At 50.1% G+C, this 13,940-nt stretch carries 8 protein-coding genes, 2 tRNA genes and 4 rRNA genes; 10 read left to right on the top strand and 4 right to left on the bottom strand.

Translation table 11 applies throughout. From position 1 onward, the window contains the following. Window positions 1-2: 2 nt before the first annotated feature. The gene (gene aroE / locus SBG_RS15645) at window positions 3-821 is read left to right on the top strand and encodes a shikimate dehydrogenase (RefSeq protein WP_000451257.1); all 819 of its coding nucleotides are present in this window, start codon (window positions 3-5) and stop codon (window positions 819-821) included. Continuing rightward, on the top strand, window positions 818-1,075 hold the full coding sequence (locus SBG_RS15640; protein WP_001070588.1) for a DUF1488 family protein: 258 nt from the start codon (window positions 818-820) through the stop codon (window positions 1,073-1,075). Before aroE ends, SBG_RS15640 begins: the two co-directional genes overlap by 4 nt. Here the strand turns inward: SBG_RS15640 and SBG_RS15635 are convergent. Then, a complete protein-coding gene (locus SBG_RS15635; RefSeq protein WP_001285625.1) occupies window positions 1,051-1,605 on the bottom strand; it encodes a gamma carbonic anhydrase family protein in 555 nt (184 codons plus the stop codon). The genes SBG_RS15640 and SBG_RS15635 overlap by 25 nt on opposite strands. Before the next feature lie 26 nt (window positions 1,606-1,631). Between SBG_RS15635 and SBG_RS15630 the strand changes: the two genes are divergently transcribed. The 7 genes from SBG_RS15630 to rrf (SBG_RS15600) all read left to right on the top strand — a co-directional run bounded on the left by SBG_RS15630 (window position 1,632) and on the right by rrf (SBG_RS15600) (window position 7,515). Further along, window positions 1,632-1,871, top strand: coding sequence for a hypothetical protein (locus SBG_RS15630; RefSeq protein ID WP_000855184.1), 240 nt, complete (start codon window positions 1,632-1,634; stop codon window positions 1,869-1,871). 207 nt (window positions 1,872-2,078) lie between these two features. Next, a 16S ribosomal RNA gene (locus SBG_RS15625) occupies window positions 2,079-3,620 on the top strand. A 170-nt stretch (window positions 3,621-3,790) separates the two neighbouring features. Next, window positions 3,791-3,866, top strand: a tRNA-Glu gene (locus SBG_RS15620). Window positions 3,867-4,048: 182 nt separating this feature from the next. Then, a 23S ribosomal RNA gene (locus tag SBG_RS15615) occupies window positions 4,049-6,953 on the top strand. 202 nt (window positions 6,954-7,155) lie between these two features. After that, window positions 7,156-7,271: ribosomal RNA gene (rrf, locus tag SBG_RS15610) — 5S ribosomal RNA — on the top strand. Window positions 7,272-7,285: 14 nt separating this feature from the next. Next, window positions 7,286-7,361 (top strand) — tRNA-Thr (locus SBG_RS15605). A gap of 38 nt (window positions 7,362-7,399) precedes the next feature. After that, window positions 7,400-7,515, top strand: a 5S ribosomal RNA gene (rrf, locus tag SBG_RS15600). Together the 16S, 23S and 5S rRNA genes with 2 tRNA genes alongside form the textbook arrangement of a ribosomal RNA operon. 592 nt (window positions 7,516-8,107) lie before the next feature. On the opposite strand, the gene SBG_RS15595 is transcribed toward rrf (SBG_RS15600), so the two are convergent. The 3 genes from SBG_RS15595 to SBG_RS15585 form a co-directional block, all read right to left on the bottom strand. Next, window positions 8,108-8,329 carry a putative periplasmic lipoprotein gene (locus SBG_RS15595; RefSeq protein ID WP_000825633.1) on the bottom strand — a complete coding sequence of 74 codons (222 nt, stop codon included), beginning with the start codon at window positions 8,327-8,329 and terminating at the stop codon, window positions 8,108-8,110. Between the two features lie 259 nt (window positions 8,330-8,588). Beyond that, a complete protein-coding gene (locus tag SBG_RS15590; RefSeq protein ID WP_001273294.1) occupies window positions 8,589-11,702 on the bottom strand; it encodes an efflux RND transporter permease subunit in 3,114 nt (1,037 codons plus the stop codon). Window positions 11,703-11,713: 11 nt separating this feature from the next. Then, on the bottom strand, window positions 11,714-12,871 hold the full coding sequence (locus SBG_RS15585) for an efflux RND transporter periplasmic adaptor subunit (RefSeq protein WP_000160387.1): 1,158 nt from the start codon (window positions 12,869-12,871) through the stop codon (window positions 11,714-11,716). Between the two features lie 404 nt (window positions 12,872-13,275). Here SBG_RS15585 and envR point away from each other — a divergent pair, with 404 nt between their 5' ends. Further along, window positions 13,276-13,938, top strand: a complete 663-nt coding sequence (gene envR, locus SBG_RS15580) for an acrEF/envCD operon transcriptional regulator (protein ID WP_001085731.1) — start codon at window positions 13,276-13,278, stop codon at window positions 13,936-13,938. Window positions 13,939-13,940 lie beyond the last annotated feature (2 nt).

Raw genomic sequence — 13,940 nt, 5'->3', positions numbered from 1 at the left:
AGATGGAAACCTATGCTGTTTTTGGAAACCCGATTGCGCACAGTAAATCGCCGTTTATTCATCAGCAGTTTGCTCAGCAACTGAATATTATTCATCCCTATGGCCGCGTACTGGCTCCCATTAATGATTTTATTAATACGCTTAATGGCTTTTTTGCCGCCGGCGGGAAAGGAGCTAACGTGACGGTACCTTTTAAAGAGGAGGCGTTTGCACGAGCGGATGAATTAACGGAGAGAGCATCGCTTGCGGGAGCTGTCAATACGCTAAAACGGCTGGAAGATGGTCGTTTGCTTGGCGATAATACCGACGGCATAGGTTTGTTAAGCGATCTAGAACGTTTAAATTTTATCCAGCCAGGATGGCGTGTTTTGCTGATTGGCGCGGGCGGCGCATCACGGGGCGTATTGTTACCTCTGCTTTCTCTGGATTGCGCGGTCACTATCACTAACCGAACAGCTTCACGTGCCGAAGAATTGGCGCAACTCTTTGCTCATACCGGCAGTGTTCATGCCACAGATATGGATAAGTTGGATGGTTGTGAGTTTGATCTGATTGTTAATGCAACCTCCAGTGGTATACAGGGCGAAATCCCGGCAATCCCGGCGTCTCTTATTCATTCTTCCCTCTGTTGCTATGATATGTTCTATCAAAAAGGGAATACGCCATTTCTCTCCTGGTGTGTACAACAGGGAGCAAAGCGATATGCAGATGGGCTGGGAATGCTGGTGGGGCAGGCGGCACATGCTGTTTTACTTTGGCACGGAGTATTACCGGAGGTCGATCCAGTGATTACGTTGCTGCAACAGGAATTATCAGCGTGAACCAGGCCATACAGTTCCCTGACCGTGAAGAGTGGAACACTGACGTCAGCGCTATCGTCTTTCCCGTCCTGGTCAATGGCGCCCAGTTAACGTGCGCCGTAAAAGGAGACGTACTGGCGCATCGCTTTGGCGGAGAAACGCCGGAACAGTGGTTAGCCGTTTTTCGTATATATCGCTGGGACCTGGAAGAAGAAGCTGAAGCGTTAATCCTGGCCCAGCAAGAGGACGATCACGGTTGGGTCTGGTTATCCTGAGAAAGATATTCATCCTTCCATTTTACATAGTTATTGGCAGAGTAACGCAGACCTGCTCTCTCAGTCTCGCTCAGGGGACGGATCTGTTTTACGGGGCTCCCAAGGTATAAATATCCGCTTTCCAGCCGTTTGTGCTGTGGCACCAGACTCCCCGCGCCGATCATTACCTCATCTTCTATTACTGCATCATCCAGCACAATGGAACCCATACCTACCAGTACACGGTTACCGATAGTACAGCCATGCAACATGACTTTATGACCCACGGTAACATCTTCTCCGACGATTAATGGATTGCCTTGTGGATTCGATGCGGACTTATGAGTTACGTGAAGAACACTACCATCCTGAATATTTGTACGAGCGCCTATCGCGACGTAATTTACATCACCACGAATAACAACAAGAGGCCAGATCCCAACATCATCTGCCAGACGGACATCGCCAATAACCACGCTGCTGGCATCGATCATCACGCGCTGGCCGATGTCAGGAAAAAGATCTTTATAAGGACGTAATGTGTCAGACATGTCTACCTCATTATAAATGAACAGTCATGAAGACTTTGGTTGCTTTGTCGGCGTTGTGCAAGAGGGAAAGCTATCAAAAAAGCGTCAGTTTGCGCAGGAATGGAGCGAAAGGGGTGAAAAATCAACAAACAGAAAAAAAGATCCAAAAAACGCTTGTGCAAAAAAATGGGATCCCTATAATGCGCCTCCATCGACACGGCGGATGTGAATCACTTCACACAAACAGCCGGCCGGTTGAAGAGAAAAATCCTGAAATTCAGGGTTGACTCTGAAAGAGGAAAGCGTAATATACGCCACCTCGCGACGGTGAGCTGAAAGCCGCGTCGCAACTGCTCTTTAACAATTTATCAGACAATCTGTGTGGGCACTCGAAGATACGGATTCTTGACGTCCTCGGACGAAAAATGAATACCAAGTCTCAAGAGTGAACACGTAATTCATTACGAAGTTTAATTCACGAGCATCAAACTTTTAAATTGAAGAGTTTGATCATGGCTCAGATTGAACGCTGGCGGCAGGCCTAACACATGCAAGTCGAACGGTAACAGGAAGCAGCTTGCTGCTTTGCTGACGAGTGGCGGACGGGTGAGTAATGTCTGGGAAACTGCCTGGTGGAGGGGGATAACTACTGGAAACGGTGGCTAATACCGCATAACGTCGCAAGACCAAAGAGGGGGACCTTCGGGCCTCTTGCCATCAGATGTGCCCAGATGGGATTAGCTTGTTGGTGGGGTAACGGCCCACCAAGGCGACGATCCCTAGCTGGTCTGAGAGGATGACCAGCCACACTGGAACTGAGACACGGTCCAGACTCCTACGGGAGGCAGCAGTGGGGAATATTGCACAATGGGCGCAAGCCTGATGCAGCCATGCCGCGTGTATGAAGAAGGCCTTCGGGTTGTAAAGTACTTTCAGCGGGGAGGAAGGCGACAAGGTTAATAACCTTGTTGATTGACGTTACCCGCAGAAGAAGCACCGGCTAACTCCGTGCCAGCAGCCGCGGTAATACGGAGGGTGCAAGCGTTAATCGGAATTACTGGGCGTAAAGCGCACGCAGGCGGTCTGTCAAGTCGGATGTGAAATCCCCGGGCTCAACCTGGGAACTGCATCCGAAACTGGCAGGCTTGAGTCTCGTAGAGGGGGGTAGAATTCCAGGTGTAGCGGTGAAATGCGTAGAGATCTGGAGGAATACCGGTGGCGAAGGCGGCCCCCTGGACGAAGACTGACGCTCAGGTGCGAAAGCGTGGGGAGCAAACAGGATTAGATACCCTGGTAGTCCACGCCGTAAACGATGTCGACTTGGAGGTTGTGCCCTTGAGGCGTGGCTTCCGGAGCTAACGCGTTAAGTCGACCGCCTGGGGAGTACGGCCGCAAGGTTAAAACTCAAATGAATTGACGGGGGCCCGCACAAGCGGTGGAGCATGTGGTTTAATTCGATGCAACGCGAAGAACCTTACCTGGTCTTGACATCCACAGAACCTTGTAGAGATACGAGGGTGCCTTCGGGAACTGTGAGACAGGTGCTGCATGGCTGTCGTCAGCTCGTGTTGTGAAATGTTGGGTTAAGTCCCGCAACGAGCGCAACCCTTATCCTTTGTTGCCAGCGATTAGGTCGGGAACTCAAAGGAGACTGCCAGTGATAAACTGGAGGAAGGTGGGGATGACGTCAAGTCATCATGGCCCTTACGACCAGGGCTACACACGTGCTACAATGGCGCATACAAAGAGAAGCGACCTCGCGAGAGCAAGCGGACCTCATAAAGTGCGTCGTAGTCCGGATTGGAGTCTGCAACTCGACTCCATGAAGTCGGAATCGCTAGTAATCGTGGATCAGAATGCCACGGTGAATACGTTCCCGGGCCTTGTACACACCGCCCGTCACACCATGGGAGTGGGTTGCAAAAGAAGTAGGTAGCTTAACCTCCGGGAGGGCGCTTACCACTTTGTGATTCATGACTGGGGTGAAGTCGTAACAAGGTAACCGTAGGGGAACCTGCGGTTGGATCACCTCCTTACCTGAAAGAAACGGTCTTTGCAGTGCTCACACAGATTGTCTGATGAAAAGTAAAAAGCAAGGCGTTTACGCGTTGGGAGTGAGGCTGAAGAAATAAGGCCGTTCGCTTTCTATTAATGAAAGCTCACCCTACACGAAAATATCACGCAGCGCGTGATAAGCAATTTTCGTGTCCCCTTCGTCTAGAGGCCCAGGACACCGCCCTTTCACGGCGGTAACAGGGGTTCGAATCCCCTAGGGGACGCCACTTGCTGGTTTGTGAGTGAAAGTCACCGGCCTTAATATCTCAAAACTGACTTACGAGTCACGTTTGAGATATTTGCTCTTTAAAAATCTGGATCAAGCTGAAAATTGAAACACAGAACAACGAAAGTTGTTCGTGAGTCTCTCAATTATCGCAACACGAAGAGAAACATCTTCGGGTTGTGAGGTTAAGCGACCAAGCGTACACGGTGGATGCCCTGGCAGTCAGAGGCGATGAAGGACGTGCTAATCTGCGAAAAGCGCCGGCGAGGTGATATGAACCCTTGACCCGGCGATGTCCGAATGGGGAAACCCAGTGTGACTCGTCACACTATCATTAACTGAATCCATAGGTTAATGAGGCGAACCGGGGGAACTGAAACATCTAAGTACCCCGAGGAAAAGAAATCAACCGAGATTCCCCCAGTAGCGGCGAGCGAACGGGGAGGAGCCCAGAGCCTGAATCAGCAGGTGTGTTAGTGGAAGTGTCTGGAAAGGCACGCGATACAGGGTGAGAGCCCCGTACACGAAAATGCACCTGGTGTGAGCTCGATGAGTAGGGCGGGACACGTGGTATCCTGTCTGAATATGGGGGGACCATCCTCCAAGGCTAAATACTCCTGACTGACCGATAGTGAACCAGTACCGTGAGGGAAAGGCGAAAAGAACCCCGGCGAGGGGAGTGAAAAAGAACCTGAAACCGTGTACGTACAAGCAGTGGGAGCACAGGTTTACCTGTGTGACTGCGTACCTTTTGTATAATGGGTCAGCGACTTATATTCTGTAGCAAGGTTAACCGAATAGGGGAGCCGGAGGGAAACCGAGTCTTAATTGGGCGTTAAGTTGCAGGGTATAGACCCGAAACCCGGTGATCTAGCCATGGGCAGGTTGAAGGTTGGGTAACACTAACTGGAGGACCGAACCGACTAATGTTGAAAAATTAGCGGATGACCTGTGGCTGGGGGTGAAAGGCCAATCAAACCGGGAGATAGCTGGTTCTCCCCGAAAGCTATTTAGGTAGCGCCTCGTGAACTCATCTCCGGGGGTAGAGCACTGTTTCGGCTAGGGGGCCATCCCGGCTTACCAACCCGATGCAAACTGCGAATACCGGAGAATGTTATCACGGGAGACACACGGCGGGTGCTAACGTCCGTCGTGAAGAGGGAAACAACCCAGACCGCCAGCTAAGGTCCCAAAGTCATGGTTAAGTGGGAAACGATGTGGGAAGGCCCAGACAGCCAGGATGTTGGCTTAGAAGCAGCCATCATTTAAAGAAAGCGTAATAGCTCACTGGTCGAGTCGGCCTGCGCGGAAGATGTAACGGGGCTAAACCATGCACCGAAGCTGCGGCAGCGGCACGCAAGTGTTGTTGGGTAGGGGAGCGTTCTGTAAGCCGTTGAAGGTGGCCTGTGAGGGTTGCTGGAGGTATCAGAAGTGCGAATGCTGACATAAGTAACGATAAAGCGGGTGAAAAGCCCGCTCGCCGGAAGACCAAGGGTTCCTGTCCAACGTTAATCGGGGCAGGGTGAGTCGACCCCTAAGGCGAGGCCGAAAGGCGTAGTCGATGGGAAACGGGTTAATATTCCCGTACTTGGTGTTACTGCGAAGGGGGGACGGAGAAGGCTATGTTGGCCGGGCGACGGTTGTCCCGGTTTAAGCGTGTAGGCTGGTTTTCCAGGCAAATCCGGAAAATCAAGGCTGAGGCGTGACGACGAGGCACCACGGTGCTGAAGCAACAAATGCCCTGCTTCCAGGAAAAGCCTCTAAGCGTCAGGTAACATCAAATCGTACCCCAAACCGACACAGGTGGTCAGGTAGAGAATACCAAGGCGCTTGAGAGAACTCGGGTGAAGGAACTAGGCAAAATGGTGCCGTAACTTCGGGAGAAGGCACGCTGACATGTAGGTGAAGCGGTTTACCCGTGGAGCTGAAGTCAGTCGAAGATACCAGCTGGCTGCAACTGTTTATTAAAAACACAGCACTGTGCAAACACGAAAGTGGACGTATACGGTGTGACGCCTGCCCGGTGCCGGAAGGTTAATTGATGGGGTCAGCGCAAGCGAAGCTCCTGATCGAAGCCCCGGTAAACGGCGGCCGTAACTATAACGGTCCTAAGGTAGCGAAATTCCTTGTCGGGTAAGTTCCGACCTGCACGAATGGCGTAATGATGGCCAGGCTGTCTCCACCCGAGACTCAGTGAAATTGAACTCGCTGTGAAGATGCAGTGTACCCGCGGCAAGACGGAAAGACCCCGTGAACCTTTACTATAGCTTGACACTGAACACTGGTCCTTGATGTGCAGGATAGGTGGGAGGCTTTGAAGCGTGGACGCCAGTCTGCGTGGAGCCGTCCTTGAAATACCACCCTTTAATGGCTGGTGTTCTAACGTGGGCCCCTGACCGGGGTTGCAGACAGTGTCTGGTGGGTAGTTTGACTGGGGCGGTCTCCTCCCAAAGAGTAACGGAGGAGCACGAAGGTTGGCTAATCCTGGTCGGACATCAGGAGGTTAGTGCAATGGCATAAGCCAGCTTGACTGCGAGCGTGACGGCGCGAGCAGGTGCGAAAGCAGGTCATAGTGATCCGGTGGTTCTGAATGGAAGGGCCATCGCTCAACGGATAAAAGGTACTCCGGGGATAACAGGCTGATACCGCCCAAGAGTTCATATCGACGGCGGTGTTTGGCACCTCGATGTCGGCTCATCACATCCTGGGGCTGAAGTAGGTCCCAAGGGTATGGCTGTTCGCCATTTAAAGTGGTACGCGAGCTGGGTTTAGAACGTCGTGAGACAGTTCGGTCCCTATCTGCCGTGGGCGCTGGAAGATTGAGGGGGGCTGCTCCTAGTACGAGAGGACCGGAGTGGACGCATCACTGGTGTTCGGGTTGTCATGCCAATGGCACTGCCCGGTAGCTAAATGCGGAAGAGATAAGTGCTGAAAGCATCTAAGCACGAAACTTGCCCCGAGATGAATCTTCCCTGAGACTTTAAGTCTCCTGAAGGAACGTTGAAGACGACGACGTTGATAGGCCGGGTGTGTAAGCGCAGCGATGCGTTGAGCTAACCGGTACTAATGAACCGTGAGGCTTAACCTTACAACGCCGAAGATGTTTTGGCGGATTGAGAAGACGAACAATTTTCAGCTCAGATTCCGGATTGTAGTACGCAATAATTTGCGCAGCAGCAAGGCGGCAAGCGAAGGAAAGGAAGGAGCATACTGAAGTATGTGACTGACTTTACGAGTGCAGCCAACGCCGCTGATGCGATAAAGTATTGCGTACCGAGCACAAGAATTTGCCTGGCGGCACTAGCGCGGTGGTCCCACCTGACCCCATGCCGAACTCAGAAGTGAAACGCCGTAGCGCCGATGGTAGTGTGGGGTCTCCCCATGCGAGAGTAGGGAACTGCCAGGCATCAAATTTAGTGTGCTGATATGGCTCAGTTGGTAGAGCGCACCCTTGGTAAGGGTGAGGTCCCCAGTTCGACTCTGGGTATCAGCACCAGTTAATATGGTTAAAGTTTGGCATTTAAAAAGAATTTGTCTGGCGGCCGTAGCGCGGTGGTCCCACCTGACCCCATGCCGAACTCAGAAGTGAAACGCCGTAGCGCCGATGGTAGTGTGGGGTCTCCCCATGCGAGAGTAGGGAACTGCCAGACATCAAACAAAACAAAAGGCCCTGTCTTCCGACAGGGCCTTTTGTTTTGCCTCTGGTCTGTCAATGAAGGTTCTCCTGAAGAGGACAACTCAGGCGGGAACAGGATTTGAATGTTGTGCAGCAATGGCCATGTTGTGGCGGGCAGGACGTGCGTCAATAAACTGCCTGACATCAGACAAGTGAAAAAACGTTCGTCAGAATGGGGATCTGTGGTGACCGGAAATGTGCAGGCCTGATAAGCGCAGCGTCATCAGGCCTGTGGGCCCAGTGCAAAAAACACCTTGTTTAAAGACGGATAAGCATTGTGCTCTGGTTATCACTTGCGCGTTTATAGTCTTTTATATTCCACGATTTTTTCAAATCGCCTGGTGTAGTTCGCCTTTGCCTGAACGACATATTCGCATTTGCACAGTAATTATTATTCTTTATAAGATGGGATAGATATAGCAAAAGAAAATTCTGCGGATTATAAAATGACAGGAGGGTAGCAGGACGTATTATTAGCTGGATATAAAAGAGAATAAAATTAACGGTGTTATTATAAGACATCCGATTTGTAGGGTTATAGCGCGGCATTGCCGCGCCTGCATGTATCACTTAGAAAGTGCAATGATACCCATTGTCAGCCCTGCCACCGCCGCAGCGCCGCCAGCAATAGCGCCTGCTGTTTCCCAGTTATCCTGTGTTGTACCTTTCATACATGTATTGGTATGAACCAGTCGTCCCTGATCGTCATAAACCGGTACGCAGGGAGAGTCATGTGCACAGCCTGCCAGCAGGGTAGCAAGCAATGCAACTGGAATTAGTCTTTTCATGGTGTTACCTCATCAATAAGCGTTTCGCGAAGCACCGCAACGTTAAATGCGGGTTCTCAGCGCTGCGAAAACGAAAGGTATTTTACCACCACATAAAAAATCACCGACATGAGGAATAATCTCAATTCATGTGGATTGTAAAAATTATGAAGAATACAGATATAGGTGGTGAGAGGAGAATAATGGATGGTTATCTGGTACTGAAGACGTGCCTTTAAAAAAGGCGTCCGAAGACGCCTCTATTTACTGGGTTTACTTGTTAGTCATGATGGCGGTTAAATCGGCGTTTTACTACAACAAAAAATACAGGAACAAAGAAAATAGCTAATAATGTTGCGGTTAGCATTCCTCCCATAACCCCTGTGCCTACAGCGTTTTGTGCCCCGCTACCTGCGCCCCTGCTGATAACCAGCGGCATTACGCCGAGAATAAAGGCCAGTGATGTCATCAGAATAGGACGTAAACGCATACGTGATGCCTCCAGCGTCGCCTCGATCAATCCGCGGCCTTCTTTTTCCATAAGATCTTTGGCGAACTCGACGATCAGGATCGCATTTTTAGCGGAAAGACCAATAGTGGTTAACAAGCCAACCTGAAAATAAACGTCATTATTCAGGCCGCGTAATGATGCTGCAAGTAGAGCACCAACCACACCGAGCGGTACGACAAGCATTACCGAGAACGGAATTGACCAACTTTCATACAGTGCGGCAAGGCAGAGGAACACGACGATAAGTGAGATAGCATACAGTGCTGGTGCCTGGTTACCTGACAACCGTTCCTGATACGACATCCCCGTCCAGTCATAGCCAATACCGCTTGGTAGCCGGGAGGCCAGATTTTCCATTAACGTCATAGCTTCACCAGTGCTTCGTCCTGGCGCTGCTTCACCGAGCAGTTCCATTGATGGCATTCCGTTATAACGTTCCAGGCGTGGAGAACCGTATATCCATCGTGCTGAGCTAAAGGTAGAGAAGGGAACCATCTCACCATTGGCGCTACGGACATAAAGATTATTGATATCTTCTGGTAGCATACGGAACTGGGCGTCAGCCTGAACGTATACTTTTTTCACCCTGCCACGATCGATAAAGTCGTTGACATAATAGCCGCCCAACGCGGCAGAGATGGTTTCGTTGATATCAGACAGAGAGACACCGAGCGCTTGCGCTTTTTCCTGATCGACATCCAACTTAAACTGTGGTGTGTCTTCCAGCCCGTTCGGGCGAACACGCACTAGCAGGTCAGGATGCTGTGCTACCATACCCAGGAGCTGGTTACGCGCTTTTGTTAACGCATCGTGACCCAGCCCCCCCTGATCGATCAGTTCAAAGTCGAAACCTGTCGCCGTACCTAACTCAACGATTGCTGGCATGTTGAAGGGGAATACCAGTCCGTCGCGAATCTGGCTAAAGGCACGTGTCGCTCGCGCGATAACAGCTTCGGCGCTATTTTTTTCACCGCTACGCTCTTCCCACGGTTTAAGACTGACAAATGCCATCCCCGAGTTTTGTCCCTGACCGCTAAAGCTAAAGCCGTTTACAGTAAAGACACTTTCGACGTTCGCTTTTTCATTATTCAGGTAATAGTGTGTGACTTGATCCAGCACTTTCTGCGTACGCTCTTGCGTAGCGCCAGAAGGGAGTTGAATCATGGTCAGGAATACCCCCTGATCTTCTTCCGGCAGGAAGGAAGTAGGGAGGCGTAAAAACAACACCGCCATTCCCACGACAATGAGAAGGTAGATAATGAGATAGCGGCCTGTATTGCGTACGATGCCGCTAACGCTGTGAGTATAGTGGTTAACGCTGTGGTCAAATTTGGCATTGAACCAGCCAAAGAAGCCACTTTTTTTCTCGTGATGTTCAGCAGAGACGGGTTTAAGGAGTGTAGCGCACAGTGCTGGTGTCAGAATCAGCGCAACCAGAACAGACAGCGCCATTGCTGAAACAATAGTAATAGAGAACTGACGGTAAATCGCCCCGGTAGAGCCGCCAAAAAAGGCCATCGGGATGAATACCGCAGACAGTACCATAGCGATACCGACCAACGCTCCCTGAATCTGCGACATGGATTTCTCCGTCGCCTCCCGGGGCGGAAGATTATCCTCCACCATCACGCGTTCAACGTTTTCTACGACCACTATCGCATCGTCAACCAACAGGCCTATCGCCAGCACCATGCCGAACATCGTCAGGGTATTAATGGAATAGCCAAAGGCGGAAAGTATCGCAAACGTACCTAACAACACGACGGGAACGGCGATTGTAGGGATCAGGGTGGCCCGGATGTTCTGTAAAAACAGATACATTACCAGGAACACCAGAATAATCGCCTCAAACAGCGTTTTTACCACTTCGTGAATAGAAATTTTTACGAATGGAGTCGTGTCATAAGGATAAACAACCTTCATTCCCGCAGGGAAATAAGGTTGAAGTTCCGCCAGTTTTGCTTTAATTGCGGTCGCGGTATCCAGCGCGTTGGCGCCGGTCGCCAGTTTAATACCGAGACCGGAGGCTGGTTTACCATTAATACGTGCCACAACGTTATAGTTTTCACCGCCAAGCTCAATACGTGCTACATCCTTGAGATGGACGACAGAGCCGTCAGTATTGACGCGTAGCGTGACCTTGCCAAACTCTTGCGGATCTTTCAGACGCGTTTGTGCAATGATGGAGGCATTAAGTTGCTGGCCCGGTAGGGCAGGTGTGCCGCCCAGTTGACCAGCGGCGATTTGATCGTTCTGTACTTTTAACTGATTGATGACATCAACCGGTGTGAGTTGGTATTTATTTAGCAGATTCGCATCCAGCCAGATACGCATGGCGTATTGCGCGCCAAATAGCTGAACGTCGCCCACACCATTCAGACGGCTGATTGAATCCTTAACGTTAGAGGCGACATAGTCAGAGATATCATCCTGAGTAGTTGTTGGATTATCTGAGACAAACCCGGCAACCATCAAGAAGCTGCTGCTGGATTTTTCAACGCTAATCCCCTGTTGCTGGACCTCTTGCGGCAGTAAAGGCGTCGCAAGCTGCAATTTATTTTGCACCTGAACCTGTGCTATATCCGGATCGGTTCCGGACTGGAAGGTCAGGGTGATGGTTACGCTACCGGCAGAGTCACTGGTAGAGGACATATACATCAGGTTATCGATACCGTTCATATTTTGTTCGATAACCTGAGTGACCGTATCCTGGACCGTTTGTGCATCCGCGCCTGGATAGGTCGCAGAAATAGAAACCGCTGGTGGCGCGATCGTGGGGTACTGCGCAACGGGGAGTTGCATTATCGCCAGAGCACCCGCCATCATCAGAATGATAGCCAGGACCCAGGCGAAAATAGGACGTCTAATAAAAAAGTTTGCCATGTCCGCTTACCTTATTGCGCCGTTTTCGCTGCAGAAGCATCGGTAGTGGCTTTTACCTGTACGCCCGGTCGTGCTTTTTGTAAGCCACTGACGATGACTTTATCGCCCGGTTTTAACCCTTCGCTGATAAGCCATTTATCACCGATGGCCTGTGTTGCTACGACGTTGCGAGCTTCTACCTGGCTCTTATCGTTAACGACCATCACCATAGCGTCGCCGCGTGGTGTGCGGGTCACGCCCTGCTGAGGCACAAGGATGGCATTGGGCTGGACACCTTCATCAATGCGGGCACGAACAAACATACCGGGAAGCAGGGTATGTTGTGGGTTAGGGAAAACCGCTCTGAGCGTGATAGAGCCAGTACTTTCATCTACGGTAACGTCGGAGAACTGCAGCGTGCCTTTAAGCGGATAGACCTGGCCATTTTCCATTACCAGTTCAACAGCGCTACTGGCGCTGTCTTTATGCAGGCTCCCCTGCTCGACGGATTGCTTGAGCCGTATAAAGTCATTGCTTGACTGGGTGACATCGACGTAAATCGGGTCGAGTTGCTGTACAGTCGCCAGTTCAGTTGATTGACCGTTAGTCACCAGGGCACCTTCGGTCACGTTAGATTTTCCTATACGTCCGCTGATGGGCGAGGTGACTTTGGTATATGCAAGGTTAATGCGTGCGCTTTCTACAGCGGCTTTCGCCGCTACAACGGCAGCATCGGCCTGGCGGGCATCAGCAATCGCCTGATCATATTCCTGCTGGCTGATATATTTTGTGCCAACCAGCGGAACATAGCGTTTCACTGTCAGGTGTGCGATAGCCGCAGCCGCTTCGCTTTTAGCGAGTTCGCCTTTGGCGCTGTCATAATCGGCCTGATAAGTCGCAGGATCGATTTGATAAAGCGACTGCCCGGCTTCTACGTCGCTACCTTCGGTGAAGTTTCTTTTAAGCACGATCCCGCTCACCTGGGGGCGAACTTCCGCAATGCGAAATGCAGACGTACGTCCGGGAAGTTCGGTCGTTACGGCTAAGGGGGCTGTTTCGACCACGTGTACGGTAACTTGCGGCTCGCCGGGATGAGCTTGGGTATCTCCCTGGTCGTTACAACCGGCCAGCAGCGCAGCAGAGAATATGATGAATGAGGGCAGGAGTGAAAACCTGGCATGTTTCGTCATTACTGTTCCTTAAAAAACCGAAAGCTCGTTATTTACCGGATAATGGTAAGGCGTTAACGCGCGAAAAATAGAATAGCAGTGGGGTATCCTACAAATTATTAGCTTGCGATGTAAGCAATACTTATTTTGGGATAGGGTTCACGGCACATAAAAGCAAAAAAAAAAGAGTCATCCTCTACTGTTTCATAATTTCAGAATTATTCAACTTATGAATTTAAATAACACAACCAGAAATATATATATTTTATGAATGTATTTTTGTCATCTTATTTGTTTTGCTTATTATTTTGGCGATATTGTGCTAAATAAAAATATCTGTTTCTCGTCTGGCTAAAAAGACATGGTAAAATTATTTTTACGCTGAGCATTTTACCCGTATTTTTATAGTCCCGGATAGCTTAATTATGGCGAAGAAAACGAAGGCGGATGCGCTTAAAACGCGACAACATTTGATTGAAACCGCGATTGTGCAGTTTGCTTTGCACGGCGTTGCCAACACCACGCTGAACGATATCGCCGATGCCGCCAATGTCACACGGGGAGCTATTTACTGGCATTTTGACAATAAGATTCAGCTATTTAACGAAGTGTGGCTACAGCAACCTTCTTTACGCGAACTTATTCAGGACAGGCTTACGGGATGCGGGAACGATAATCCTTTACAGGATTTACGTGAGAAATTTATTGCTGCTTTGCAATATATTGCGGCAGTTCCTCGCCAACAGGCATTAATGCAGATTTTATATCATAAATGTGAGTTTCATAATGGGATGATATCAGAGCAGACCATTCGTGAGAAGATCGGCTTTCATCATCAATCGCTACGTGAGGTGTTACAGCGGTGCATGGATAAAAAGGTGATCTCTGGCAATCTCGATTTAGACGTTATATTAATTATTCTGCACGGTAGTTTTAGTGGAATAGTAAAGAACTGGTTAATGAATCCCACAAGTTATGATCTTTATCAGCAGGCGCCAGCATTAGTCGATAATGTATTAAAAATGCTAAGTCCGGATGGCTGTGTGACACAATTAATGCCGAATGAACATCAGGCAGAAGAAGCCTGATG

Origin of the sequence: Salmonella bongori NCTC 12419 (assembly GCF_000252995.1) — a bacterium.
GTDB lineage: Bacteria > Pseudomonadota > Gammaproteobacteria > Enterobacterales > Enterobacteriaceae > Salmonella > Salmonella bongori.
This window is presented reverse-complemented; position numbering and strand designations above follow the sequence as displayed.

Bases quoted from the DNA above. Each gene is read 5' to 3' on its own strand.
- aroE (WP_000451257.1), top strand. From the start codon at position 3: ATGGAAACCTATGCTGTTTTTGGAAACCCGATTGCGCACAGTAAATCG.
- SBG_RS15635 (WP_001285625.1), bottom strand. From the start codon at position 1,605: ATGTCTGACACATTACGTCCTTATAAAGATCTTTTTCCTGACATCGGC.
- SBG_RS15630 (WP_000855184.1), top strand. From the start codon at position 1,632: ATGAAGACTTTGGTTGCTTTGTCGGCGTTGTGCAAGAGGGAAAGCTAT.
- SBG_RS15595 (WP_000825633.1), bottom strand. From the start codon at position 8,329: ATGAAAAGACTAATTCCAGTTGCATTGCTTGCTACCCTGCTGGCAGGC.
- SBG_RS15590 (WP_001273294.1), bottom strand. From the start codon at position 11,702: ATGGCAAACTTTTTTATTAGACGTCCTATTTTCGCCTGGGTCCTGGCT.
- SBG_RS15585 (WP_000160387.1), bottom strand. From the start codon at position 12,871: ATGACGAAACATGCCAGGTTTTCACTCCTGCCCTCATTCATCATATTC.
- envR (WP_001085731.1), top strand. From the start codon at position 13,276: ATGGCGAAGAAAACGAAGGCGGATGCGCTTAAAACGCGACAACATTTG.